This window comes from Evtepia sp. (genome assembly GCF_056797215.1).
In genome coordinates this window covers 11,362-30,143 of record NZ_JBQILM010000023.1, presented here as the reverse complement: position 1 = coordinate 30,143, position 18,782 = coordinate 11,362, and the positions used below count along the sequence as shown (strand labels likewise).

The following is an 18,782-nucleotide window of genomic DNA, read 5'->3' as shown; positions in this document are numbered from 1 at the left end:
TGGGAACCCGGACCATGTCCCGGTTCCGTCTTGCTGCCAACGCCGCCCTGGCGGATGCCACCAGGATCAGCACGCCTACCATTAGATAGAGCATTCTTGTTCCCATTTTCCCCATATCTGGCTCCTTTGTTTCTCGTATTCCTCACATCTGGGGAATGTTTTTATGCTGCTGTGTCCATGTTTACCGTGTCCACCGCCTTGGTGCCGTCCTCCTGGGTGACATCCCGCCAGCCGGTGACGTCCAGGGGTTCCACGGTGGCGCAGCCGTAGTCCTTGGCGGTGAGGCTCCCGGTGAAGCACAGGGCGTGGCTCTGGCCCTTGGCGTCCACGGTGGTGAAGTTCACGGTGATGCTGTTCTCCACCAGGCGGCCTTGGCCGTCCACCCCGAAGCTGCAATCCACGTTTTCCAGGCTCAAGTCCTCCCCAATGAGGGCCTCCCAGTTGTTCATATATTCTTCCGGGTGGGCCTCGTAGAAGTCGTACTTGTTCTCGTACCGGGTCTGCTGGTTGTCTTTGCTGACGTAGAGGATGCCGCCCTGCTCATGGAGGGCATCGAAGAGGGCATCGGCGTACTTCTGCTGGACCACGTCATAGGCCTTCACAGCCTCCTGGTTGGCCTTCACCCAGTCGCCGTTGTAACCGTCCACATAGTTCTCCCACAGCTCTTCCGAAATGGCGCTGCCAGTCTCGCTCTCATAAAAGGCGATTAGGCTCTGATGGTAGTTCTCATAGACCACCTCTTCGCTGGTGCTGGTGGCCTCGGAATAGGCTATCAGGGACAGGCCGGCGTTGATGAGGGCGGGCACCTGGTTCTTGGAGATGTTCACCTGATAGCGGCTCACGCCATCTTCCTTGCCGGTGTCCACGAAGTTGTTCTTCAAGTCCCCCATCATGGTGTCGGCGGCCAGTTCCAGGAAGGTCGTCAACCGGCGCTCTAGCTCGTCGGCATCCTCTCCCAACAGATCAATCATCGGTGTCACCTCCGTCTTGGGCACCTCATGGGTGCGGTAGGTCTGGGGCTCCATGCCGGAGCTGTAATAGGTGTTCACGCCGTTGATGGTGACAGAGTGGGACTCATAGCTGGGCTGGTCGCCCGTCCCCTCCCACGTGTGGGTAGCCTGGTTGGCCCCGTCGGTGATCAGCTCCTCCCTGCTGTTCACCACTTCCTTGCCGTCTATGGAGATGCGCACGGAGCCGGCCAAGCTCACGTTGTTGCATTCCTTCACCAGGGCCTTCACCCCGTTCTTATAGGCGGTGTAGCCATTCACACTGCCATAGGCCGCCCCGGCGGACACCGCCAGGACCAGCACGCCCGCCAAAAGGCAAGCCGTCAGTTTTCGTTTCTTCATTGGGATTCCTCCTTTTCCCAGCGATATGCAAACGTCGCCTGCGCATTGCTTGGATGCTTTGAGTATAGCACGGAAGTCCTGAAGAAAAAATACAGCATCTCTTAAAATTTCATTAAAAAGGGAGAAGCTTTCGTGAAGGGGGACGCACACAAAATCATATCCCCCATGTGCCCGTGAAGTCAAACTGTTTACCTTCCTCACAAGTATACGTCAATCTTGCGTTAAAAACAAAAGAAATCTGGCAAAAGGACCATGGCCACCCACAAGAATGCCCTTATTTCGCTGTTGACGAACGCGCATCATACGTATATAATAGTAAGACAAAGGCGGTGGTAAGGGATGACTGCACGCCAGTTGGAAAAACTACTTCTTGCTGACGGCTGGTATTATTTTGAAAGCAGAGGGTCGCACAAACAATTCAAGCATCGGGAAAAAGAGGGAAAAATCACCATCCCGCAACATAAGGGCGATATAAAAATCAAAACTGCCAATACGATCTTGAAACAAGCAGGATTGAAATAGGAGGGTTTTCTTATGAAATTGGTTTATCCTGCCGTATTCTATCCCTGTGAGGAAGGCGGCTATACTGTCGAAGTCCCCGACCTTCCCGGTTGCGTGACGGAGGGCGACACCCTAGCCGATGCCATCTTGATGGGAGAGGACGCCGCCAGCGGATGGGTCCTGGACGAACTGGAAGCGGGACGGGCAGCCCCCCCAGCCAGCCCCATCCACGCAATCCACCCCGATGATAACGGCTTTGTCAGCTTGCTGACCCTGGACATGGATGCCTACGCGGAGAAGTATGGAAAAAAAGCTGTGCGCAAAAACCTGACCATTCCCGCTTGGCTGAACACCTTTGCGGAAACACAAAAGGTGAATTTCTCCCAATTGCTCACAGAAGCATTGACTGATCTCTATCAAAAAGCGCAATAACCATTGCGAAACCACACAGCAACCACTACCAGTCCATCCAAAAAAGAGGAGGAACGCCCCAAGGGTTCCCTCCTCTTTTTCCATTTTACCAAACCTTCGCGCAGCCCACGCCCAGCACACCCTCGCCGGTGTGGCAGCACACACTCAGGGGCAGGCTGGTCAGGCCCACCTGATAGTCCGGGAAAGCCGCCTGGACTTCCTTCTGCCAGGCCTCCCCATAGGCGGGGTCCCCGCCGGTATAGCCGGAATAGACCACCATCTTCATCCCCGCAAAGCGGGTCTGCAAATCGTCCTTCAGGGCCTGGATCAGGACCTTCTTGGCCTGTCCCATCCCCCGGGCCTTTTTATAGGCGTCCAGCTTGCCCCCTTGGATCTGCAACACGGGCTTGATGTGCAGCACCGCCGCCATGGCCGCCGCTGCCGCCGTCACCCGGCCGCTTTTGCGCAGGTATTCCAGGGTGTTCACCGCCAGGTAGATGCTGGACTGGGCCGCCTCCGCCTCCAGGGCCCGCTGGACCTGGACTGGGTCCATCCCCTGCCCCAGCATGGTGCGGGCGTTGCGGATGGACTGCATCAGGGTTATGGAGATGCGCCGGTCGTCCACCACCAGCACCCGCCCGTCGTAGTCCTTGGCCAGGGCCTTCGCGGTCTGGCAGGAGCCGCTGAGCCCCGAGGACATGGGGAAGTGGAGGATGCAGTCGTGGTCCCTCAGGAGCAGGTCCCACAGGTGGGTAATCTGCTCCGGCGGCGGCTGGGAGGTGAACACCTCCGCCCCCTCCCGGAGCTTTTCAAAGAACATGCTGTGGGTGCAGGTGGAGCCCTCTAAATAGGTCTCCCCGCCGATGAAAAAGGGCATGGGGATGAGTTTTACATCCAATTCCTCCGCCATCTGGGGGGTGAGGTTGCTGTTGGTGTCGGCTACAATCGCTGTTTTCAAGATCATTGCCCCTCAATTTCAAGTGGCGCATTTGCGCCTTGTATTTTAAGTATTAAGACATTATACCATAGCTGGCTTCACTTGACAAGGAGACAATTTTGCCCAATTGGAAAAGTCTTACAGGCTTGACAACACCCCGGCGGGAGGGTATCATGGAAGCAACAGGGAAAAAGGAGGCGTTGTCCTTATGGATACCCGTACCAAGAAGAAGCTGGGGGTATGGCTGTCTGTGGCAGGGATACTCCTGGTGCTGGCAGTTTACGGCGGGGTCTACGCCGTCACATTCACCCTGCCCATGCCCCTGCCTATGTTCCTCCTGCTGGAAGGCTTCGTATTTGCCGGCGGCCTGGGGGTACTGATCGCAGCGTGGTATCGGATCAAAGAAATCAATGGAGGCGAAGAAGATGATCTTAGTCAATACTGATTACATCACCGGGAAGGAATTGGAAATGCTGGGCCTGGTAAAGGGCAGCACCATCCAGTCCAAGAACATCGGCCGGGACATTACCCAGAGCTTCAAGACCCTGGTGGGCGGTGAACTGGGGGCCTATACCGAGATGATGAACGAGGCCCGGGCCCTGGCCACCAAGCGCATGACCGCCGAGGCGGAAAGCTTGGGGGCAGATGCCGTGGTAAACGTCCGCTACGCCTCCTCCGCTGTGATGCAGGGGGCCGCCGAGGTCATCGCCTACGGAACCGCAGTAAAATTCCGTTGAAGGGAGACCCCCACCCATGGCAAAAACAGCATGGATATTTTCCTACAAGCTCAAGAAAAACGTAAGTGATGAAACCTTCATCCAACGGACCCAAGCCCTCCACGACCAGGTCATTTCCAAGGCCAATGGTTTCATTTCTTGGGAACACTACCTGCAAGACAAGACCTGGACTGATTTCGTCCTCTGGGAGACGGAGGAGGACGCCCACAATGCCACCACCGTGGGACAGGGAAAAGAAGTGACAGCGGCGTTCTATGACTGTATCCAAATGAACACCTGCCGGGCGCTGATCTCTTCCTTTGTAAAAAAGTATTAAACCCCGGCTCCACAGCCAAAAAGGCTTCCGAAGAAGGGTTCCCCTTCCCCGGAAGCCTTTTTTCAGCCCAAGCGGGACAGCCATAAGATAACGCCATAGATCACGCTGGCGGAGATGCCATAGACCAGCACCGGCCCCGCCACGGTGAAGAGCTTGGCCGAGGTCCCCGTAACGAAGCCCTCCTGTTTGAACTCCATAGCCGGGGACACCACCGCGTTGGCAAAACCGGTGATGGGCACCAAGGTCCCCGCCCCGGCGTGCTTGGCAAGGCTGTCAAAGACCCCGATGCCGGTGAGCAGGGCGGTGACGAAGATGAGGGTGACGGAGGTCGCTGTCCCCGCCGCCTCCTGGCCTAGGCCCGCGTGCCGGTAGCCGTCCAGCAGGAGCTGGCCAATGACACAGATCAGCCCCCCCACCAGGAACGCCCACAGCATGTCCTTCCCCATGGGGGAGGGCTTCGCCTTGCCAGCCACATATTGCTGGTACTCCTTCTGGCTGAGTTTTTCCAAATCCAAAACGATCACCTCCCTCCCAGTATGTCCCACTCCGGCGGCGCTATGTCGCGTTTTTGAAAAAAAGCTTGACTTTCCCCCGGTTTTCGGTATAATAGTATAGCTTATCCATGTCACTACATTTCGATAAGCCATCCTTTCCGCCGCTGCGGGCGGCGGGCATTTAAGTCCATAAGGAGGTGCAAAGAACCATGGCAAAGGTAACTGCAAACTACGAAGTGGTCTACATCATGGACCCCGCTCTGGGGGATGAGGCCATCGCTGCAATGATCGAGAAGTTCAAGACTCTGGTGGAAAGCCAGCAGGGCACTGTGGCTGAAGTCGATGATTGGGGCAAGCGCCGTCTGGCATATCCCATCAATGACCTGAACGAGGGCCACTACGTCCTCATGACCTTCACGTCCACACCCGACCTTCCCGCCGAGATGGACCGCGTGATGAAGATCACCGAGGGCGTTATGCGCTCCATGATCGTCTGCAAGGACGAATAAGGGGGACTTGCTTTGTTAAACAAGATTTTCCTCCAGGGCCGGCTGGTGGCCGACCCCGAACTGCGCCACACCCAGAGCGGCGTGGCTGTGACCTCCTTCCGCATCGCGGTGGACCGGAACTATAAGGACCGGGAGACTGGCGAGCGCAAGGCGGATTTCATCAATGTGGTGGCCTGGCGCCAGACTGGGGAGTTCGTCTCCCGCTTCTTCTCCAAGGGGCGCATCGCCATCGTGGAGGGGGAACTCCAGACCCGGGACTATACCGACCGGGACGGGAACCGCCGCTACGCCACAGAGGTCATGGCCAGCAACGTCTACTTTGGGGATTCCCGCAGGGATGGGGACGGTGGCGGGGGCTATGCGCCCCAGGGCGGCGGCAGCTACGCCCCCCAGAGCCACGGTGGCTACAACGCCCCCCAGGGAGGGCCCCCATCTGGCGGCAGCTACAACGCCGCCCCCCCTGCCGTCGACCAATTCGCGGATCTCACCGACGACGACGGCGAGCTGCCCTTCTGATCTGGCAGCACATATCATTTAAGGAGGTTTGCCACCATGGCTATGGATAGAGAACGTCCCCGCGGCCGGAAGCGCCGCAAGGTCTGCACGTTCTGCGTGGATAAGGTCGAGCACATCGACTACAAGGATTCCGCTAAGCTGCGCCGGTTCCTCTCCGAGCGCTCCAAGATTCTGCCCCGCAGAACCACCGGTACCTGCGCAATGCACCAGCGCCAGCTGACGGAGGCCATCAAGCGCGCCCGTCAGATCGCCCTGTTGCCTTACGTCACCGACTAACTTCTTTTTCTTGAAAGAAAAAGAAGCAAAAAGAACTTTAATTTCGTTACGGAGGGTTATATAACCCTTCAGCTTATGTGCTCGGTAATGGGAGTTTGTTCTTTTCTTTTACTTTTTTCACGCCGCAAACGGGGTTGTTTGCGGCGTGTTTTTTTCTGCGAAAGGATATGTAGGGGGCATGTCACGGGCTTCGCCGTGACATTTTTGGGGGTTTTGGGGCGGTATTGTGCTTCTTATTTTTGTGTTAGCATGTCCCATAATCTGTCGGCACTGTTTAATTGGTTTAGTCGTAGTTGTATGAGCTCTTCCAAAGACTTCAAGGCGTCCCCTGTGACAAATTCTCCCATGCGGCCCAAGGCTGCTACATCTGATTCATAATATTTCACCAGTTGGTCCATGTGCTGTTGCAGCTCGCTCAACTGTTTCGTCTCCATCTCCACCAATATGCTCATTGTATTTGTCTCCTTCCCATGAATTGGTCGTTTCTACGGAGCATTATAGGCTATTTATAGTATATAGTCAATAAGAAGCGTATATATTAAAATGGGTTTTGAGGTAATATACCATGATTTCATATCAGCCATTTTGGAATACGCTCAAGGAACGGGACGTCTCAACCTACACGTTGATTAAAAAATACAACATTAGCAGCAACCGTCTCACCCGCATGCGCAAAGGGCTCCCGTTATCAACCGTAAGCATTGATGAATTTTGCCGCATCCTGCATTGTAAAGTTGAGGACATCATTGAGTATGTGGAAGAGCAGGAGTAGCCAAGGTGGTTATAAATCATAACGGATAGAAATCAAGCCCACCTATAGACAGGCCGTTTACAAGCCCTGTGAGAAATGATATAATTAGAATAGAGGATCATTTCATCGACGCCCCGAAAGGAGGCATACACCATGGGTATGACGGACAAACAATTCCAGAGCTGGGTTCGCTTTTTGCTGGGCGATTTGAAAGACTTGGAGCAGGAAACCGATCCAGAAAAGCAAAAAGCTAAGCTGAAAGAGATCATGGACAATCTGCAAAAGACACTGGAAGATTAACCGATTCCACAAACAGCCCGCCGCGGACAGATTCTCGCGGCGGGCTGTTCTCATCTGTTTCATTCCATTTTATCCGGCCCTTCCCCCTTGTATAATCCGCCCCGCCCCTGCCCATACTTTCCAGGAAGGGAGTGGCAGTTATGGTAAAAGGTGTGACCCGCCAAGTGGTCGTTGTAAAATCCCCCGCCCCCAAAATTGATGAGGCCATCTTTCTCCTCCGGGAGCCCGTGGCCCCAGACCCCTCTTCGGAACGGGAGGCACTGCGCCAGGCCCTCCAGGTGGCTGACGAATACATCCTCCAAAACACCCCCCAGGGCCGGCGGCGGCGGATGATCCAGCCCATCCTGTTTACCCTCCTGGGCTGTGGGCTGGCCTCCGCCTTGTGGGGCGCGGCCCTTTTCTTTTCCTGGCCGTTGTGATAGAATAGGGTGAATCCTTTGAAAAGAGGCCCCTGTTTATGAACAATGTTATCCTCATCGGGATGCCCGGGGTGGGCAAGAGTACCTTGGGCGTCCTGTTGGCCAAGACCTTAGGCTTTGGCTTCGTAGACACCGACCTATTGATCCAAGCCCAGGAGGGGCAGCTCCTCCGGGAGCTCATTGGCAGTTTGGGCAGCCAGGGCTTCCTGGACTTGGAGGAAAGCCTCTGCGCCACCCTGGCCCTCAGCCAGACGGTGGTCGCCACCGGGGGCAGCGTGGTCTATGGCCCCAAGGCCATGGCCCACCTGAAAGCCCTGGGCACGGTGGTGTATTTGAAGCTGGACTACGAGCCCCTGGCCCAGCGCCTGGGGAACCTACAGCTCCGGGGGGTGGTGCTCCAACCGGGGCAGACCCTGCAAACCCTCTACCAGGAGCGGGTCCCCCTCTATCAGCAATATGCCGACATCACCGTGGACTGCGGCGGGAAGGACATTGAGGCCAGCTTAGCCCAGGTGTTGGCGGCGCTGGAAGCCAACCATGTATAAGCAAACGGACTGTCAAAAAGGCTTCGTTTTTTTGACGCACTGAAAAGACCGGGGGTTACCCGGTCTTTTTTGCGCCAACTCCGGCACATTCACGGCACGGGCTTCCCCCCCGCCGTGCGCAAGTTCTCCTTTAAGGCCCGCATGGTGCTTGTGATGACCTTCAGCTCCCAATGGCTGCAATCGGCCAAAAGCTCCGTGGCCTCCCGCCGGAAGGCATCCTTGGACTCCACCAGGCTGTCGCACAGCAGGTCGTCCACCGTCACCTCCAAGGCGTTGGCAATGTTCACCATCGTGGGCAGGCTCAGCTTCGTGGCACCCCGCTCGATATGGGAGACGTTGGATGGCTCTTGATTGGACCGCTCCGCCAGGGCCTGTTGGGTCAGCCCCCGCTCCTTCCGCAACCGCCGGATCCTCACCCCAATCGCCTGATAATCAAGCTCCATTTTCCCCACCTCTTTTTTCGACAAAGTTATTGTATGTCCGATTCGGATATGTTAGAATAGTTTATACGTCCGATTCGGATATATACTAACTTTCGGAAGAAGGATTCTCATGAAAAAGCGGTGGCTTCTCCTGCCCCTATGCCTCCTCCTAGCCCAGCTCCCCGCCACCGCCCTAGCCGCGCAGGGGAGCGGCGGGACAGGACAGCTCAATTTCTTACTCTACGCCAGTGTGGCCTCCGCCCAGACAGCCCACAGCCTGGCAGATGCCCTCCTCCAACGGGCCACCTCCTGGGAGGACCTAGTCCCCAGGCCGGACCCTGGGCAGACCTGCCCCAGCCAGGCGGCAGCGCTGTTGGCGCGTTTGAACACAGCCCGGGCAGACCGGGGCCTCTCCCCATTGAACCATTCTGAATCCCTGTCCGCCCAGGCCATGGAGCGGGCAGAAGCCTATACCCATACCCTCGGCCAGCCGGGCGGCCTGCGCCGCTTTCGCTCTGACAACGGCGCCCCCTGCGCCGGGGAGCCAGGGGAAAACCGCGCCCTGGGGAACGCCTCCCCTGCCGCCGTCCTTCACGCCTGGCTGCGCAGCCCGGAAACCCGGGCCAATCTTTTCAGCCAGGCAGACACCCAGGCAGGGGCAGGCTGCTTCCTGCAAAATGGGCAGTATTGTTGGGTGCTGCTGCTGGGCAGCGGCACCAAATCCCGCGTTCTCCTCCCCCCTGGGGGCCCCTGCCGTGGCCTGGCAGGCGGCCCTGTTCCTTCCAGGGGGGAATAAATCGGGAAGGCGCTGTCTCAACCTCCATGAGGCAGCGCCTTCTTTATAGATTAGATTCTGCCTTCGACGAAATTCTCGAAAATGTCCCGCAAAGGCCGTGCTATACTGCAAGAAACACTGTATATAGTGCTCCCAGGGCAGATTAGGACACCATCATCCGCTCCTTCCCCGCCTCCAAGCGCACGGCAATCACGGTGCCGTCGTCCTCCTCCTGGTGGAGCTGCTGGGCTTGGCCCAAAATACGCTCCGCCAGCTCACTGGGGCTGGTCCCCTCATAGCCGCTGATGAGACTGCGCAGCCAGCCGTCCTCCCGGCCGCAGAGGATGCCATCGGTGACCAGGACAATCCAGTCCCCGGTCTCCCCCCGGAACTTGTGGGCATCGGGCTGGACCTTGGAGAAAATCCCCACCGGGGGGGAGTTCCCCACAGCGCACTTGATCTGCCGGTCCCGGCGCACATAGGTCGGCGCCGCCCCCTGTTTGTGGACGCAGCAGCGGCCGGAGAACAGGTCAATGGAGAGCAAGTCCACCGTGGTGCTGCCCATGTCCTCCCCCCGGAGGGCCAGGGCAGAGGCCACTGTGGCCACCGCCTCCTCCGGGTCCATCCCCGCCTGAAGGAAGCGCTCGATGAGCTTCGCCGCCCGGCTGCTCTCCTCCCGGGCCCCTTCCCCGCTGCCCATGCCGTCGCACAGGAGCAGGAAGAGCATCCCGTCCTCCCGGCGGAACCACACCCCTGTGTCGCCGCTGATCCGCTCCCCCTTCCGGGGCGCACCCGCCATGGCCACCGTGGTGCGGAAGGGCTCCGCCTGGGCGAAGAGGAGCTGCCCCCCCTCCTCCTCCGGGTTGCGCAGGGGGGTACCCATAAGCTGGGCCAAATCCCGGCGGGCAGTCTTACTCTGCAATTCCTGGGCCAGGGGCGTCACCACCTGGAGGCGGCCCCCCCGGTCATAGTACACCGAGCCCCCTTCCAGGCCCAGCCCCCGCAAATACTCCCGCAGCCGCGCCTGCCGGGGCAGGTCCGGGGTCAGGGCAGCGGAGACCTCCTCCGCGGTCCGGGTCATGAACTGGTCCAGGCGGGCGTACTGGCTGCACAGGGCCTTCCGGCTCTCCTGGGTCCGGCGCAGAACCTGGCGGCGGCGCAAGAACGCGGTGAGCTCCCGGTTTACCTCTCCCAGGAATTCTGGAAAGTGGACGCAGCGGTCGGAGAAGCGCCCGGCAAAATCTGTCGCCAAGGCCCGGCCACGCTCCAAGATGGCAGCGGTGGAATCGTTGAGGATGCCCCGGGTCTCCTGGTAGTCCCGCTGCCAACAGCTCCCCCGGAGGGTACAGTGGGCGCAGACCTTGTCCACCGCCCGGGTGAAAATCTCCGCCGGGTTCTCCCCATTGGCCGCCTCCGGGGCCAAGCTCTCCTTCACCTGGTCATAGAGGCTGTGGAAGGCGTCGGCCATCCCCGTCAGCTTCCGGCTGGCCACCACGGCGGAGGTCTCGTCCCCGCCCTGGGGCAGGGCCGCCGCCTCCCGCACTGCCTGGGGTTTCAAGGGCAGCGCCAGGAAAACCCCCACCCCCACAGCGGTTTCCAGGAGCATCCCCATCCGGCTGCCCCCGTCCCAGGTCCACAGCACCGCGGCGCAGGTGGCCAGGGCATACACCAAGGCGGTGGCCAGCTTTCCCTTCTTATAGCAGAGCCCACTGGCCAGGCCTGCCAAAGCAAACACCATGCTGTAATAGGGGGGCTCCCCAGAGGCTAGGTCCAGGGCCACCCCGGTGCAGGCCCCCACCAGCACCCCTTCCCGGTTCCCCCGCCGGGCGGCAGCCATGGTGCCCACTGCCGCCAGCAGGCGGCCCATGGAAAAGGTCTCCAAAATCTCCACCCGGGCTAGGGACATCAGCACCGTCCCCGCCACCATCAGGAAGCACGCCCCCTGCCCTGGGGCCAGGGGTTCCCGTTCCTCCAAGGTCTCCGGCCACTGGCGGAAGGCAATGCGGTAGCAATAGGCCGCCGCCCCGGTGAAGAGCACCTCGGTGACGAAATATACCAGGTCCTCCCCATACCAGCCCTTGCCCCCCCGGCAGACGATCCCCGTCATGGCGCTGACCAGACAGGCCACGCTGGGCATAAACCAGTCCCGTTGGTAGAGCTTTGCGTCAAAGAAGGCAAAGGCCACGGAGTACACCAGCACCCCGGAGGCGGCGTAGCGCATCCCGTCGGTCATGCCCTCTAGGCAGAGGTAGCCCAGGCAGCTCCCCGCCAAGGTACTCAGCCCCGTGAGCCCCGACCCGGCAGCGGCCACCGCCGCCACTCCAAAGGGGGCATAGAGGCCAAAGATCTCCGCCCCAGCCAGCACCGCCCCCAGCAGGAAGCCCGCCCCGCACTCCGCCGTCCCCATGAGGGCCCGGCGGGACATACGCACGGTATCCCGCTGGGGGAAGCGGAGCCGCCGCAATCTTTCATTTGTAGCCATGAATCATTCCTCCCAGTTTTTCAAAGGGGTGTATCTGTAGCCTGTCCCGCGGTCCGGCTCGATGCGCCCTATGCTTTGTGGTTCCAAATTATACGTGCTGGGAGGGAAAAAAGGCTGTCGTTCCCTGCATGGGGAAAAAGAGGGCCTTTCACGAAGAACCCCCCTCCTGCCGCCTCCTTCGGCGGCAAAGGGAGGCATTTTCTCAAAAGCGCCGGGCGAATCCCCATGGGAAAAGCAAAATAGTCGGGTAAAAAACTGCGGCGCCTGCCAAATGGCAGACGCCGCAGTGTCATGGTTCGCGCTCATTTTTTGTTGCTCGCAACATTTTCGGACTTCCATCTTCGGTTTTCTGGGCCATCGACATCCCTTCCAGAAGCTGCTTCAAGCTGTGTTGCGCTCCGGTATCCGTCACATCGCTCTCGTTCACACCGTGAAACAGCCATGGAACGTAGATATCGTCCAGGGTATGGCCCTGCTGGTTGACTGCGGCCTCGTCGAATGTAAATGTTACCTTCATGGGGTTCTACTCCTTTCCCCGCTCCTTCCAAAGCTGGTCCCTAGCCAGCAGGCGCAGGGCGAAATCCGCCAGGTTTTTTGCGCTCTCGTGGCGCAGGAACTTCACCTTCAAATCCCCCAGGCGCACCCGGTCCAGGTTGTCCGCGTCCTTCAACAGCCGGGTGAGCTCCACTGCCCGGTCAAAGTCCGCCGGGTGGAAGGCGTGTACCGTCTCCTCCAAGCGGGCATCCGGCAGGGCGTGGGCGGTGACGGCGGCTTGGAGCTCCGCCAGGGCCTCCCCAGTCTGGCCGGTAAGCTCCTCTAGGCGCTGGGCAGAGCGGGCCCCGTGGTCCAGGTCGTAGCCGTCGAAGGTCCGGCCTACGTCGTGGTAGGCGGCGGCCCGGAACAGCTGGCGCACCAAATCCTCCGGCAGGGCCTCCTGCCAGGCGATGAGGGCAGCGAAAAGGAGCACACGGTGGATGTGTCCGCTGCCATGGACGCGGCTTTTATATAGGGCGTCCTCCTGTAAGCTCTCATAGGTCTCCAACAGCAAGGGGTACAGGGGCCAGGCTTGCAAGCCCTGGATCAGGGCGGCATCCGACTCCCAATCTCCCTGTTCCAGCAGGGAAAGCATTCTGTTCTCCGGCATAGGGCTCCCTCCTCCTCCATTCTTTCCCCTATTATCCTACCCGGCCATGCCCTTTGTCAATCCCCCGTTTTTTCCGCTGGCCTGGATGGGGCGGCTCCCGGTTGAGCAGGGCGGCCCCGCCGTAGCGCAGGCAGCGGCGCAGCCGTTCCTCCCCCCGGAGCATGGTCCGGGACACGGTGCTCCGGTCCACCCCCAGCTCCTGGGCGATCTCCCCCATGGTCATGCCCTGGGCGTAGTACAGCAGCAGCACCTGCCGCTGGCGGGCTGTCACGTCCTCCCCCAGGGCCCGGGCCAGGTTGCGTTGGAGCTGGCTGAGCTCCTCCCGGTTGTCCTGGGCCATCAGCCGGGCATACACCGCCATGTCTGCCGCGTAGGCCTGTCCTCTCCTATAGCGTGTACCTGTCATTGCGCCGGTACCCCCTTTCATAATAGTGCTCCAACAACACCGCCAGGTCCCTGGCCTCCCGCCAGATGGGCGTCAGGGCCAGGGCACGGCCGTTGAGCCGCTCCCGTTCCGTCCTGCTCTGGGCCTGCCGCCCCGCCGCCTCCAAGGCCCGGATACGCTCCCGCAGCCGCTGGGCCTGGGCACGGTAGGTGGCGGACATCTCCTGCAAGGTCATGGCATCCTCCTCTCGTTTCCTCTCCCGCCGCCGGCAGCGGCGGCAGACGCCCCCCATGCCAGGGGGGTCATAGCTGTACTGTTCCTGCCCACAGCCCAGGCAAACATAGCTGGGCCGCTCCGCCTGCTTGTCCCGAAAAGGATAGCAGTCCAAAATTTGTGCCAAAAAAACGCTCCTTTTTTGAAAAAACCTCTTGACAAATCCGCGTCCCTCTGTTAAACTAATCATCGCTGCGGACGAGACACACGCGCTGGTGTAGCTCAGTTGGTAGAGCAGCTGATTTGTAATCAGCAGGTCGGGGGTTCGAGTCCGTCCACCAGCTCCACAATTTCATAGGGAGGAGTTCCCGAGTGGCCAAAGGGGGCAGACTGTAAATCTGTTGTCGACGACTTCGATGGTTCGAATCCATCCTCCTCCACCAGAGAGCAAGCTTTGTGCTTGCTCTCTTTTTCTATTCCAGCGCCCCACTAACTCGCCTGACCACTCCAACGAAATCGAACATCTGTTTGTCTTGCTTTTGAGGATACCATATCCCACCGCCTTTTGTCAATCCGAACAAGCAGGACTGTTTTCCCTTCCGTTCCGTTTTTTCGGACAGGGGTTTTCCCCGGGCTGCAAAAAAAATTTTCTCACCAGCTGTCATCCCGCCCTGGAATTGTTGTCTTATAGAGTAGAAGATGATTTCTCGGAGAAAGGAGCCTGTCTATGAAACGAACCCATATCCAAGGCCTGCTGTTGGGCGGCCTAGCCGCCGCCTGTCTCCTGGCGGCCCTCCTCCTGGCCCGTCCCAGCCCGGCAGAGGGCAACACGCTCCCGGAACCTGCCTCCGCAACGCCTCTCAGTTCCAATCAACAAGATCGTCAGCAGGGGGAGCCGCCCCAAGCCCTGACCCTCCCCCAGGCCCAGGCCATGGCCCCCCAGGGGGCGTACCTGCCTGACACCCCCCAGGGCTTCCAGCTAGAATCCGCTTATTACGACCCCACAGAGGACTGCCTTACCCTCCTCTGGACCCGGCCTGGCGCTTATGACGAATTGCGCTGGTCCATCTCCCCCTACGGCGCCTCCCACGCCCCCCGGCTCACCGCCGTGGCGGACTTGGAGAACTACGATCTGAGCCGCTACCCCATCCCCCGGGCGGATTCTGTCCCGGAGGCGCTGCGGGAGGTGGTAGACCACCCCATCTTCCCCGGGGAAGAACTGAGCCAGGAGGCAGTCCAGCGCCGGGCCTACACCCTAGAGGATGCCGGGGACAGCCAGGGCCCCCGGATGTCCTTCGGGGTGCGCTACGGGGACATGGTGGTGGAGCTGACCGCCAAGGGGGTGGACCCGGGGTGGGTCTATGGGCAGTTGGCCACCCTGCCCGGTTCCGCTGACCAGACATAAGCCGCCATCCCGCCCAGGCCCCCCGTTCAAGCCCACAAAAAACCGCCCCTCGGAGCTAGATTACTCCGAAGGGCGGCTTTATCTTTTAGGGCAAACACTGCATGGGGTCGATGGGTTCCTCCTGCCACAGCAGTTCAAAATGGCAATGGGGCCCGGTGGCCCGGCCGGTGGCCCCCACCTGGGCGATGGACTGGCCCTGGACCACCTGGTCCCCCGCCTGGACCAACAGCTGGGAACAGTGGGCATAGTAGGTCACATAGCCGTTGCCGTGGTCCAGCTTCACTAGGTTGCCATAGGTCCCCTTCTCCCCGGCCCAGATGACAGTGCCGTCAGCAGCGGCCACAATGGGGCTGCCCTGGGCGGCGGCGATGTCCGTCCCCCGGTGGAAGCTGTTGGAACCGAAGATGTCCCGGTTGCCAAAGCCGGAGGTCACGGTGCCCATACAGGGCCAGAGGAAACGCCCCTGGGCCCCCTCCACCCCCTGGCCGGTGCCCACGGCAATCTGGGTGGAGACGGGGGCAAGCACGGGGATGGTGGACAAGTTCTCCCGTTTTGACTCCTCCCCGCAGCAGTAGACCACCCGGTCCGTGCGCTCCTCCTTGCCGGGGACGCCCTCCCGGCGCTGGACCCGCTCCCCCACCAACAAGCTGGCGTCCTCAATTTCTTCCTCCTCAGGCGGCAGCTCCGCGGTGTAGGTTTCCAGCTCTTCGGTGTAGACCTTTAGGGAGGGGACAGGCTTGGCCTGTCCCCCCGCCGAGGCGAACACCGCCTGGGCCTCCTCCTGTCCCAGGAGCTGTTGGGTGAGTTCCTCCTGGGTGAGGATGGGGGTGCCGCTGGGGAGGTAGTCCAGCACCACCTCCACTTCATTGCCAAAATAGACGGCGGCGGTGGCGGGGCCGCTGTAGTGGTCCTTCACCTGTTGGAGGGCAGCTTGCACCTCCGCCTCCCCCAGGCAGGCCCCGGCGGGGGTGCCGTCGATACACAGGACGTAGGCCGCCTGGACCTGCTCCACCGTGTCCATTAGGGAATCCGCCAGTTGGCCAGGGTCCTGGATCTCCTGTTTGGGGGCGATGGTCAGGCGCACCTGGGCGTCCTGGTAGGCGTAATCGGTTTGGAGGATGGCGGAGACCTGTTCCTCCACTCGCTCCACCGCCTGCTGGTAGGTCTCCGCCCCCTGGATGTAGGCCACCGGCGCACCGTCGGAGGTCACCGCGTAGCACAGGGTGCAGCTGGACACCAGCAGGGCCCCCGCCGCCGACAGGCCGGTGAGCCCCAGCAGGAAGCCCGCCGCCACGTCCTTGCGCCGCCGCCGTCCCTCCACCTCCGGGAGGGGAAGGGGATGCTGGGCCACCTGGTACGGGGGATACCCCTCCCCCCGCCCCGGGCCTTTGGAAAAGCCTTTCTTCTTCACGGAACATTGCTCCTTTCCTTTGTGCTGGGAGTAAACTACAAAACTGTTACAAACTGGTAACGATTCCAGGATAAAAGGCCTGGCCCCATTCGTCAAGGGGGCGCTTTTCAGAGTTTTTGGCCCCTTTGGGCATATTTCTTAGAAGGGAGGAAGATTCGTCCAGAAATTTTCTGCCGCGGCTCTTTACACGCTGTATTCCAGCGGGTATAATAATACGGATTGTTAAAGGAGGGAACCCATGCACGTAACATTTTCCCAGGCGCTGTCCCGGCTGCGCCGCGAGAAAGGGGTCAGCCAGCGCCAGGCGGCCCAGGCCCTGGAAGTATCCCAGGCCCTCCTGTCCCACTATGAGAATGGGATCCGGGAACCGGGCCTGGCCTTTGTGACCCGGGCCTGTGACTACTATCAGGTCTCAGCGGACTACCTGCTGGGGCGCACCGGGGAGCGCAGCGGCCCCAAGCCGCCGGAGGCCGCCCAGGGGGAGGAGCAATTGCTCCTGCGCACCGGCCAGGCCCTGGGCAACGCCTGGGCACAGCTGTGCCGGGCGGACCCGGCCTTGGCCCCCCTATTCCTGCGCCTGTCTGAGGCCCTAGCCCAAGAGGGCAAGCACTAAGCGCCCACCGCCCCGGCGGCAGCGCAGTTAGGAGGAAGCGACATGACGGAGCAAACGAAAATCCGTAATTTTTCGATCATCGCCCACATCGACCACGGCAAGTCCACCCTGGCCGACCGGCTGCTGGAGCTGTGCAACGCCGTCTCCGAACGGGAGATGGAGAACCAGCTCTTGGACAATATGGACCTGGAACGGGAACGGGGCATCACCATCAAAGCCCGGGCGGTGACCATCCAATATGATGCCCTGGACGGGGAACGCTATACCCTCAACCTCATCGACACCCCCGGCCACGTGGACTTCAACTATGAGGTCTCCCGCTCCCTGGCCGCCTGCGAGGGGGCGGTGCTGGTGGTGGACGCCTCCCAGGGGGTGGAGGCCCAGACCCTAGCCAACACCTACCTGGCCATGGAGCACGATTTGGAAATCCGCCCGGTGATCAACAAGATCGACCTCCCCGCCGCCGACGTGCCCCGGGTGAAAGCCGAGGTGGAAAACGTCATCGGCCTAGAGGCCCAAAACGCCCCGGAAATCTCCGCCAAGCTGGGGCAGAATATCCGGGACGTGTTGGAGGACGTGGTAACCCACGTCCCCGCCCCCAGCGGGGACCCCGGCGCCCCCTTCAAGGCCCTGATCTTCGACAGCCAGTACGACGCCTACCGGGGGGTGGTGGTCTACTTCCGGGTGATGGACGGCAGCCTGACCCTGGCGGACACCGTGCGCATGATGGCCTCCAAGGCCACATACAGTCTGATAGAGATTGGCCGCCTCCTGCCCACCCGCTTGGAGCCCTGTGACAAGCTCTCCGCCGGGGAGGTGGGCTATCTCACCGCCTCCATCAAGAACGTGAAGGACACCCAGGTGGGGGACACCATCACCACCGTGGAGCGTCCGGCCGCCGAGCCCCTCCCCGGCTACCGTCCCGCCCGGAGCATGGTCTACTGCGGCATCTACACCGAGGACGGCTCCAAGTACCCCGACCTCCGGGACGCTTTGGAAAAATTGCAGCTCAACGACGCCTCCCTGACCTTCGAGCCGGAGACCTCCGTGGCCCTGGGCTTTGGCTTCCGCTGCGGCTTTTTGGGTATGCTCCACATGGAGATCATCCAGGAACGCCTGGAACGGGAGTTCGACCTGGACCTCATCACCACCCTGCCCAACGTCATTTACCTGGTGACCAAAACCGACGGGTCGGAGCTGCGGGTGGACAATCCCCACAACTACCCCGACCCCTCCCAGATCACCGAGCAGCGGGAGCCCTACGTGAAGGTCTCCATCATCTCCCCCCCGGACTACGTGGGCAACATCATGCCCATGTGCCAGGAACGCCGGGGGGAGTTCAAGGACATGCAGTACCTGGACACCAACCTGGTGGAAATCCACTACCACATGCCCCTCAACGAGATCATCTACGACTTCTTCGACGCCTTGAAAGCCAAGACCCGGGGCTATGCCTCCCTGGACTATGAGTTCCTGGACTACCGCCCCTCGGACCTGGTGAAGGTGGACCTGCTCCTCAACGGCGACCAGGTGGACGCCCTGTCCTTCATCGCCCACCGGGAAAAGGCCTATGCCCGGGCCCGGCGGATCTGCGAAAAGCTCAAGGAGAACATCCCCCGCCAGCTCTTCGAGGTCCCCGTCCAGGCGGCCATCGGCGGGAAGATCATCGCCCGGGAGACGGTGAAGGCCATGCGCAAGGACGTGCTGGCCAAGTGCTATGGCGGCGACATCACCCGGAAAAAGAAGCTCTTGGAAAAACAGAAAGAGGGCAAGAAGAAGATGCGCACCCTGGGGACCGTCCAGCTCCCCACGGAGGCCTTCATGGCGGTGCTGAAGCTGGACGAATAACCCCACAACACAGAGAAGGAGGC

General features: G+C 60.5%; 26 protein-coding genes, 2 tRNA genes and 1 pseudogene. 18 read left to right on the top strand and 11 right to left on the bottom strand.

What is annotated here, in order from left to right:
- Nucleotides 1-161 precede the first annotated feature (161 nt).
- Complete coding sequence (locus ACTOZL_RS06595) at nucleotides 162-1,349, bottom strand: hypothetical protein (protein ID WP_482477399.1); 1,188 nt, start codon at nucleotides 1,347-1,349, stop codon at nucleotides 162-164.
- Nucleotides 1,350-1,688: 339 nt separating this feature from the next.
- Between ACTOZL_RS06595 and ACTOZL_RS06590 the strand changes: the two genes are divergently transcribed.
- Both ACTOZL_RS06590 and ACTOZL_RS06585 read left to right on the top strand, forming a co-directional pair.
- Complete coding sequence (locus ACTOZL_RS06590; RefSeq protein ID WP_482477398.1) at nucleotides 1,689-1,871, top strand: type II toxin-antitoxin system HicA family toxin; 183 nt, start codon at nucleotides 1,689-1,691, stop codon at nucleotides 1,869-1,871.
- 12 nt (nucleotides 1,872-1,883) lie between these two features.
- Complete coding sequence (locus ACTOZL_RS06585; RefSeq protein ID WP_482477397.1) at nucleotides 1,884-2,282, top strand: type II toxin-antitoxin system HicB family antitoxin; 399 nt, start codon at nucleotides 1,884-1,886, stop codon at nucleotides 2,280-2,282.
- Nucleotides 2,283-2,367: 85 nt separating this feature from the next.
- Here ACTOZL_RS06585 and ACTOZL_RS06580 read toward each other — a convergent pair whose 3' ends face one another.
- Nucleotides 2,368-3,219, bottom strand: coding sequence for a DegV family protein (locus tag ACTOZL_RS06580; RefSeq protein WP_482477395.1), 852 nt, complete (start codon nucleotides 3,217-3,219; stop codon nucleotides 2,368-2,370).
- 187 nt (nucleotides 3,220-3,406) lie between these two features.
- Between ACTOZL_RS06580 and ACTOZL_RS06575 the strand changes: the two genes are divergently transcribed.
- From ACTOZL_RS06575 to ACTOZL_RS06565, 3 genes are read left to right on the top strand one after another with little or no spacing between them, the layout of a single operon-like run.
- Nucleotides 3,407-3,643, top strand: coding sequence for a hypothetical protein (locus ACTOZL_RS06575; RefSeq protein ID WP_482477394.1), 237 nt, complete (start codon nucleotides 3,407-3,409; stop codon nucleotides 3,641-3,643).
- Nucleotides 3,624-3,935, top strand: coding sequence for a YbjQ family protein (locus ACTOZL_RS06570; protein ID WP_482477393.1), 312 nt, complete (start codon nucleotides 3,624-3,626; stop codon nucleotides 3,933-3,935). The genes ACTOZL_RS06575 and ACTOZL_RS06570 overlap by 20 nt, the downstream gene beginning before the upstream one ends.
- Nucleotides 3,936-3,951: 16 nt before the next feature.
- Nucleotides 3,952-4,251 carry a hypothetical protein gene (locus ACTOZL_RS06565; RefSeq protein ID WP_482477392.1) on the top strand — a complete coding sequence of 100 codons (300 nt, stop codon included), beginning with the start codon at nucleotides 3,952-3,954 and terminating at the stop codon, nucleotides 4,249-4,251.
- 62 nt (nucleotides 4,252-4,313) lie between these two features.
- Here ACTOZL_RS06565 and spoVAC read toward each other — a convergent pair whose 3' ends face one another.
- Nucleotides 4,314-4,766: a stage V sporulation protein AC gene (gene spoVAC / locus ACTOZL_RS06560; protein ID WP_482477391.1), complete on the bottom strand. Its 453-nt coding sequence runs from the start codon at nucleotides 4,764-4,766 to the stop codon at nucleotides 4,314-4,316.
- 188 nt (nucleotides 4,767-4,954) lie between these two features.
- On the opposite strand from spoVAC, the gene rpsF reads away from it, so the two are divergent.
- The 3 genes from rpsF to rpsR are packed head-to-tail and all read left to right on the top strand — an operon-like array spanning nucleotide 4,955 to nucleotide 6,046.
- Nucleotides 4,955-5,254, top strand: a complete 300-nt coding sequence (gene rpsF, locus ACTOZL_RS06555; protein ID WP_482477390.1) for a 30S ribosomal protein S6 — start codon at nucleotides 4,955-4,957, stop codon at nucleotides 5,252-5,254.
- A gap of 12 nt (nucleotides 5,255-5,266) precedes the next feature.
- Entirely contained in the window at nucleotides 5,267-5,770 is a 504-nt protein-coding gene (locus ACTOZL_RS06550) for a single-stranded DNA-binding protein (protein ID WP_482477389.1), read from the top strand.
- 36 nt (nucleotides 5,771-5,806) lie between these two features.
- Nucleotides 5,807-6,046, top strand: a complete 240-nt coding sequence (gene rpsR / locus ACTOZL_RS06545; RefSeq protein ID WP_482477388.1) for a 30S ribosomal protein S18 — start codon at nucleotides 5,807-5,809, stop codon at nucleotides 6,044-6,046.
- Nucleotides 6,047-6,279: 233 nt separating this feature from the next.
- Here the strand turns inward: rpsR and ACTOZL_RS06540 are convergent, their stop codons facing one another.
- Nucleotides 6,280-6,498 carry a hypothetical protein gene (locus ACTOZL_RS06540; protein ID WP_482477387.1) on the bottom strand — a complete coding sequence of 73 codons (219 nt, stop codon included), beginning with the start codon at nucleotides 6,496-6,498 and terminating at the stop codon, nucleotides 6,280-6,282.
- A gap of 113 nt (nucleotides 6,499-6,611) precedes the next feature.
- On the opposite strand from ACTOZL_RS06540, the gene ACTOZL_RS06535 reads away from it, so the two are divergent.
- The 4 genes from ACTOZL_RS06535 (at nucleotide 6,612) to ACTOZL_RS06520 (ending at nucleotide 8,061) form a co-directional block, all read left to right on the top strand.
- Entirely contained in the window at nucleotides 6,612-6,818 is a 207-nt protein-coding gene (locus tag ACTOZL_RS06535) for a helix-turn-helix domain-containing protein (protein ID WP_482477386.1), read from the top strand.
- A gap of 132 nt (nucleotides 6,819-6,950) precedes the next feature.
- Complete coding sequence (locus ACTOZL_RS06530) at nucleotides 6,951-7,097, top strand: hypothetical protein (protein ID WP_482477385.1); 147 nt, start codon at nucleotides 6,951-6,953, stop codon at nucleotides 7,095-7,097.
- Nucleotides 7,098-7,237: 140 nt separating this feature from the next.
- A complete protein-coding gene (locus ACTOZL_RS06525) occupies nucleotides 7,238-7,516 on the top strand; it encodes a translation initiation factor 2 (RefSeq protein WP_482477383.1) in 279 nt (92 codons plus the stop codon).
- Nucleotides 7,517-7,554: 38 nt separating this feature from the next.
- Nucleotides 7,555-8,061, top strand: coding sequence for a shikimate kinase (locus tag ACTOZL_RS06520; protein ID WP_482477382.1), 507 nt, complete (start codon nucleotides 7,555-7,557; stop codon nucleotides 8,059-8,061).
- Nucleotides 8,062-8,150: 89 nt separating this feature from the next.
- Here the strand turns inward: ACTOZL_RS06520 and ACTOZL_RS06515 are convergent, their stop codons facing one another.
- Entirely contained in the window at nucleotides 8,151-8,504 is a 354-nt protein-coding gene (locus ACTOZL_RS06515) for a helix-turn-helix domain-containing protein (RefSeq protein WP_482477381.1), read from the bottom strand.
- 109 nt (nucleotides 8,505-8,613) lie between these two features.
- Here ACTOZL_RS06515 and ACTOZL_RS06510 point away from each other — a divergent pair, with 109 nt between their 5' ends.
- A complete protein-coding gene (locus ACTOZL_RS06510; RefSeq protein WP_482477380.1) occupies nucleotides 8,614-9,279 on the top strand; it encodes a CAP domain-containing protein in 666 nt (221 codons plus the stop codon).
- Nucleotides 9,280-9,421: 142 nt separating this feature from the next.
- Here the strand turns inward: ACTOZL_RS06510 and ACTOZL_RS06505 are convergent, their stop codons facing one another.
- From ACTOZL_RS06505 to ACTOZL_RS06485, 5 genes are all read right to left on the bottom strand, one after another.
- Nucleotides 9,422-11,740: a SpoIIE family protein phosphatase gene (locus ACTOZL_RS06505; RefSeq protein ID WP_482477379.1), complete on the bottom strand. Its 2,319-nt coding sequence runs from the start codon at nucleotides 11,738-11,740 to the stop codon at nucleotides 9,422-9,424.
- Between the two features lie 289 nt (nucleotides 11,741-12,029).
- Nucleotides 12,030-12,257, bottom strand: coding sequence for a hypothetical protein (locus tag ACTOZL_RS06500; protein ID WP_482477378.1), 228 nt, complete (start codon nucleotides 12,255-12,257; stop codon nucleotides 12,030-12,032).
- A gap of 6 nt (nucleotides 12,258-12,263) precedes the next feature.
- Entirely contained in the window at nucleotides 12,264-12,884 is a 621-nt protein-coding gene (locus ACTOZL_RS06495; RefSeq protein WP_482477376.1) for an HD domain-containing protein, read from the bottom strand.
- 31 nt (nucleotides 12,885-12,915) lie between these two features.
- Nucleotides 12,916-13,290 (bottom strand): sigma-70 family RNA polymerase sigma factor, encoded by a 375-nt coding sequence (locus ACTOZL_RS06490; RefSeq protein WP_482477375.1) that lies wholly within the window; start codon nucleotides 13,288-13,290, stop codon nucleotides 12,916-12,918.
- Nucleotides 13,271-13,669, bottom strand: coding sequence for a hypothetical protein (locus ACTOZL_RS06485; protein WP_482477374.1), 399 nt, complete (start codon nucleotides 13,667-13,669; stop codon nucleotides 13,271-13,273). The genes ACTOZL_RS06490 and ACTOZL_RS06485 overlap by 20 nt, the downstream gene beginning before the upstream one ends.
- Before the next feature lie 84 nt (nucleotides 13,670-13,753).
- Between ACTOZL_RS06485 and ACTOZL_RS06480 the strand changes: the two genes are divergently transcribed.
- From ACTOZL_RS06480 to ACTOZL_RS06470, 3 genes are all read left to right on the top strand, one after another.
- A tRNA-Thr gene (locus ACTOZL_RS06480) sits at nucleotides 13,754-13,829 on the top strand.
- Nucleotides 13,830-13,840: 11 nt separating this feature from the next.
- Nucleotides 13,841-13,925: transfer RNA gene (locus tag ACTOZL_RS06475), tRNA-Tyr, on the top strand.
- 284 nt (nucleotides 13,926-14,209) lie between these two features.
- Nucleotides 14,210-14,887, top strand: a complete 678-nt coding sequence (locus ACTOZL_RS06470) for a hypothetical protein (RefSeq protein WP_482477373.1) — start codon at nucleotides 14,210-14,212, stop codon at nucleotides 14,885-14,887.
- A gap of 85 nt (nucleotides 14,888-14,972) precedes the next feature.
- On the opposite strand, the gene ACTOZL_RS06465 is transcribed toward ACTOZL_RS06470, so the two are convergent.
- Nucleotides 14,973-16,298: a peptidoglycan DD-metalloendopeptidase family protein gene (locus ACTOZL_RS06465; protein WP_482477372.1), complete on the bottom strand. Its 1,326-nt coding sequence runs from the start codon at nucleotides 16,296-16,298 to the stop codon at nucleotides 14,973-14,975.
- A 238-nt stretch (nucleotides 16,299-16,536) separates the two neighbouring features.
- On the opposite strand from ACTOZL_RS06465, the pseudogene ACTOZL_RS06460 reads away from it, so the two are divergent.
- Nucleotides 16,537-16,752: pseudogene (locus ACTOZL_RS06460) on the top strand (helix-turn-helix domain-containing protein); the annotation flags it as partial.
- A 201-nt stretch (nucleotides 16,753-16,953) separates the two neighbouring features.
- A complete protein-coding gene (gene lepA, locus ACTOZL_RS06455; protein ID WP_482477371.1) occupies nucleotides 16,954-18,759 on the top strand; it encodes a translation elongation factor 4 in 1,806 nt (601 codons plus the stop codon).
- Nucleotides 18,760-18,782: the final 23 nt, after the last annotated feature.

Coding starts and splice junctions, on each gene's coding strand:
- rpsF (WP_482477390.1), top strand. CDS start 4,955: ATGGCAAAGGTAACTGCAAACTACGAAGTGGTCTACATCATGGACCCC.
- ACTOZL_RS06525 (WP_482477383.1), top strand. CDS start 7,238: ATGGTAAAAGGTGTGACCCGCCAAGTGGTCGTTGTAAAATCCCCCGCC.
- rpsR (WP_482477388.1), top strand. CDS start 5,807: ATGGCTATGGATAGAGAACGTCCCCGCGGCCGGAAGCGCCGCAAGGTC.
- ACTOZL_RS06505 (WP_482477379.1), bottom strand. CDS start 11,740: ATGGCTACAAATGAAAGATTGCGGCGGCTCCGCTTCCCCCAGCGGGAT.
- ACTOZL_RS06495 (WP_482477376.1), bottom strand. CDS start 12,884: ATGCCGGAGAACAGAATGCTTTCCCTGCTGGAACAGGGAGATTGGGAG.
- ACTOZL_RS06520 (WP_482477382.1), top strand. CDS start 7,555: ATGAACAATGTTATCCTCATCGGGATGCCCGGGGTGGGCAAGAGTACC.
- ACTOZL_RS06590 (WP_482477398.1), top strand. CDS start 1,689: ATGACTGCACGCCAGTTGGAAAAACTACTTCTTGCTGACGGCTGGTAT.
- ACTOZL_RS06535 (WP_482477386.1), top strand. CDS start 6,612: ATGATTTCATATCAGCCATTTTGGAATACGCTCAAGGAACGGGACGTC.
- ACTOZL_RS06510 (WP_482477380.1), top strand. CDS start 8,614: ATGAAAAAGCGGTGGCTTCTCCTGCCCCTATGCCTCCTCCTAGCCCAG.
- ACTOZL_RS06585 (WP_482477397.1), top strand. CDS start 1,884: ATGAAATTGGTTTATCCTGCCGTATTCTATCCCTGTGAGGAAGGCGGC.
- lepA (WP_482477371.1), top strand. CDS start 16,954: ATGACGGAGCAAACGAAAATCCGTAATTTTTCGATCATCGCCCACATC.
- ACTOZL_RS06490 (WP_482477375.1), bottom strand. CDS start 13,290: ATGACAGGTACACGCTATAGGAGAGGACAGGCCTACGCGGCAGACATG.
- ACTOZL_RS06500 (WP_482477378.1), bottom strand. CDS start 12,257: ATGAAGGTAACATTTACATTCGACGAGGCCGCAGTCAACCAGCAGGGC.
- ACTOZL_RS06530 (WP_482477385.1), top strand. CDS start 6,951: ATGGGTATGACGGACAAACAATTCCAGAGCTGGGTTCGCTTTTTGCTG.
- ACTOZL_RS06515 (WP_482477381.1), bottom strand. CDS start 8,504: ATGGAGCTTGATTATCAGGCGATTGGGGTGAGGATCCGGCGGTTGCGG.
- ACTOZL_RS06575 (WP_482477394.1), top strand. CDS start 3,407: ATGGATACCCGTACCAAGAAGAAGCTGGGGGTATGGCTGTCTGTGGCA.
- ACTOZL_RS06540 (WP_482477387.1), bottom strand. CDS start 6,498: ATGAGCATATTGGTGGAGATGGAGACGAAACAGTTGAGCGAGCTGCAA.
- ACTOZL_RS06595 (WP_482477399.1), bottom strand. CDS start 1,349: ATGAAGAAACGAAAACTGACGGCTTGCCTTTTGGCGGGCGTGCTGGTC.
- ACTOZL_RS06565 (WP_482477392.1), top strand. CDS start 3,952: ATGGCAAAAACAGCATGGATATTTTCCTACAAGCTCAAGAAAAACGTA.
- ACTOZL_RS06470 (WP_482477373.1), top strand. CDS start 14,210: ATGAAACGAACCCATATCCAAGGCCTGCTGTTGGGCGGCCTAGCCGCC.
- ACTOZL_RS06570 (WP_482477393.1), top strand. CDS start 3,624: ATGATCTTAGTCAATACTGATTACATCACCGGGAAGGAATTGGAAATG.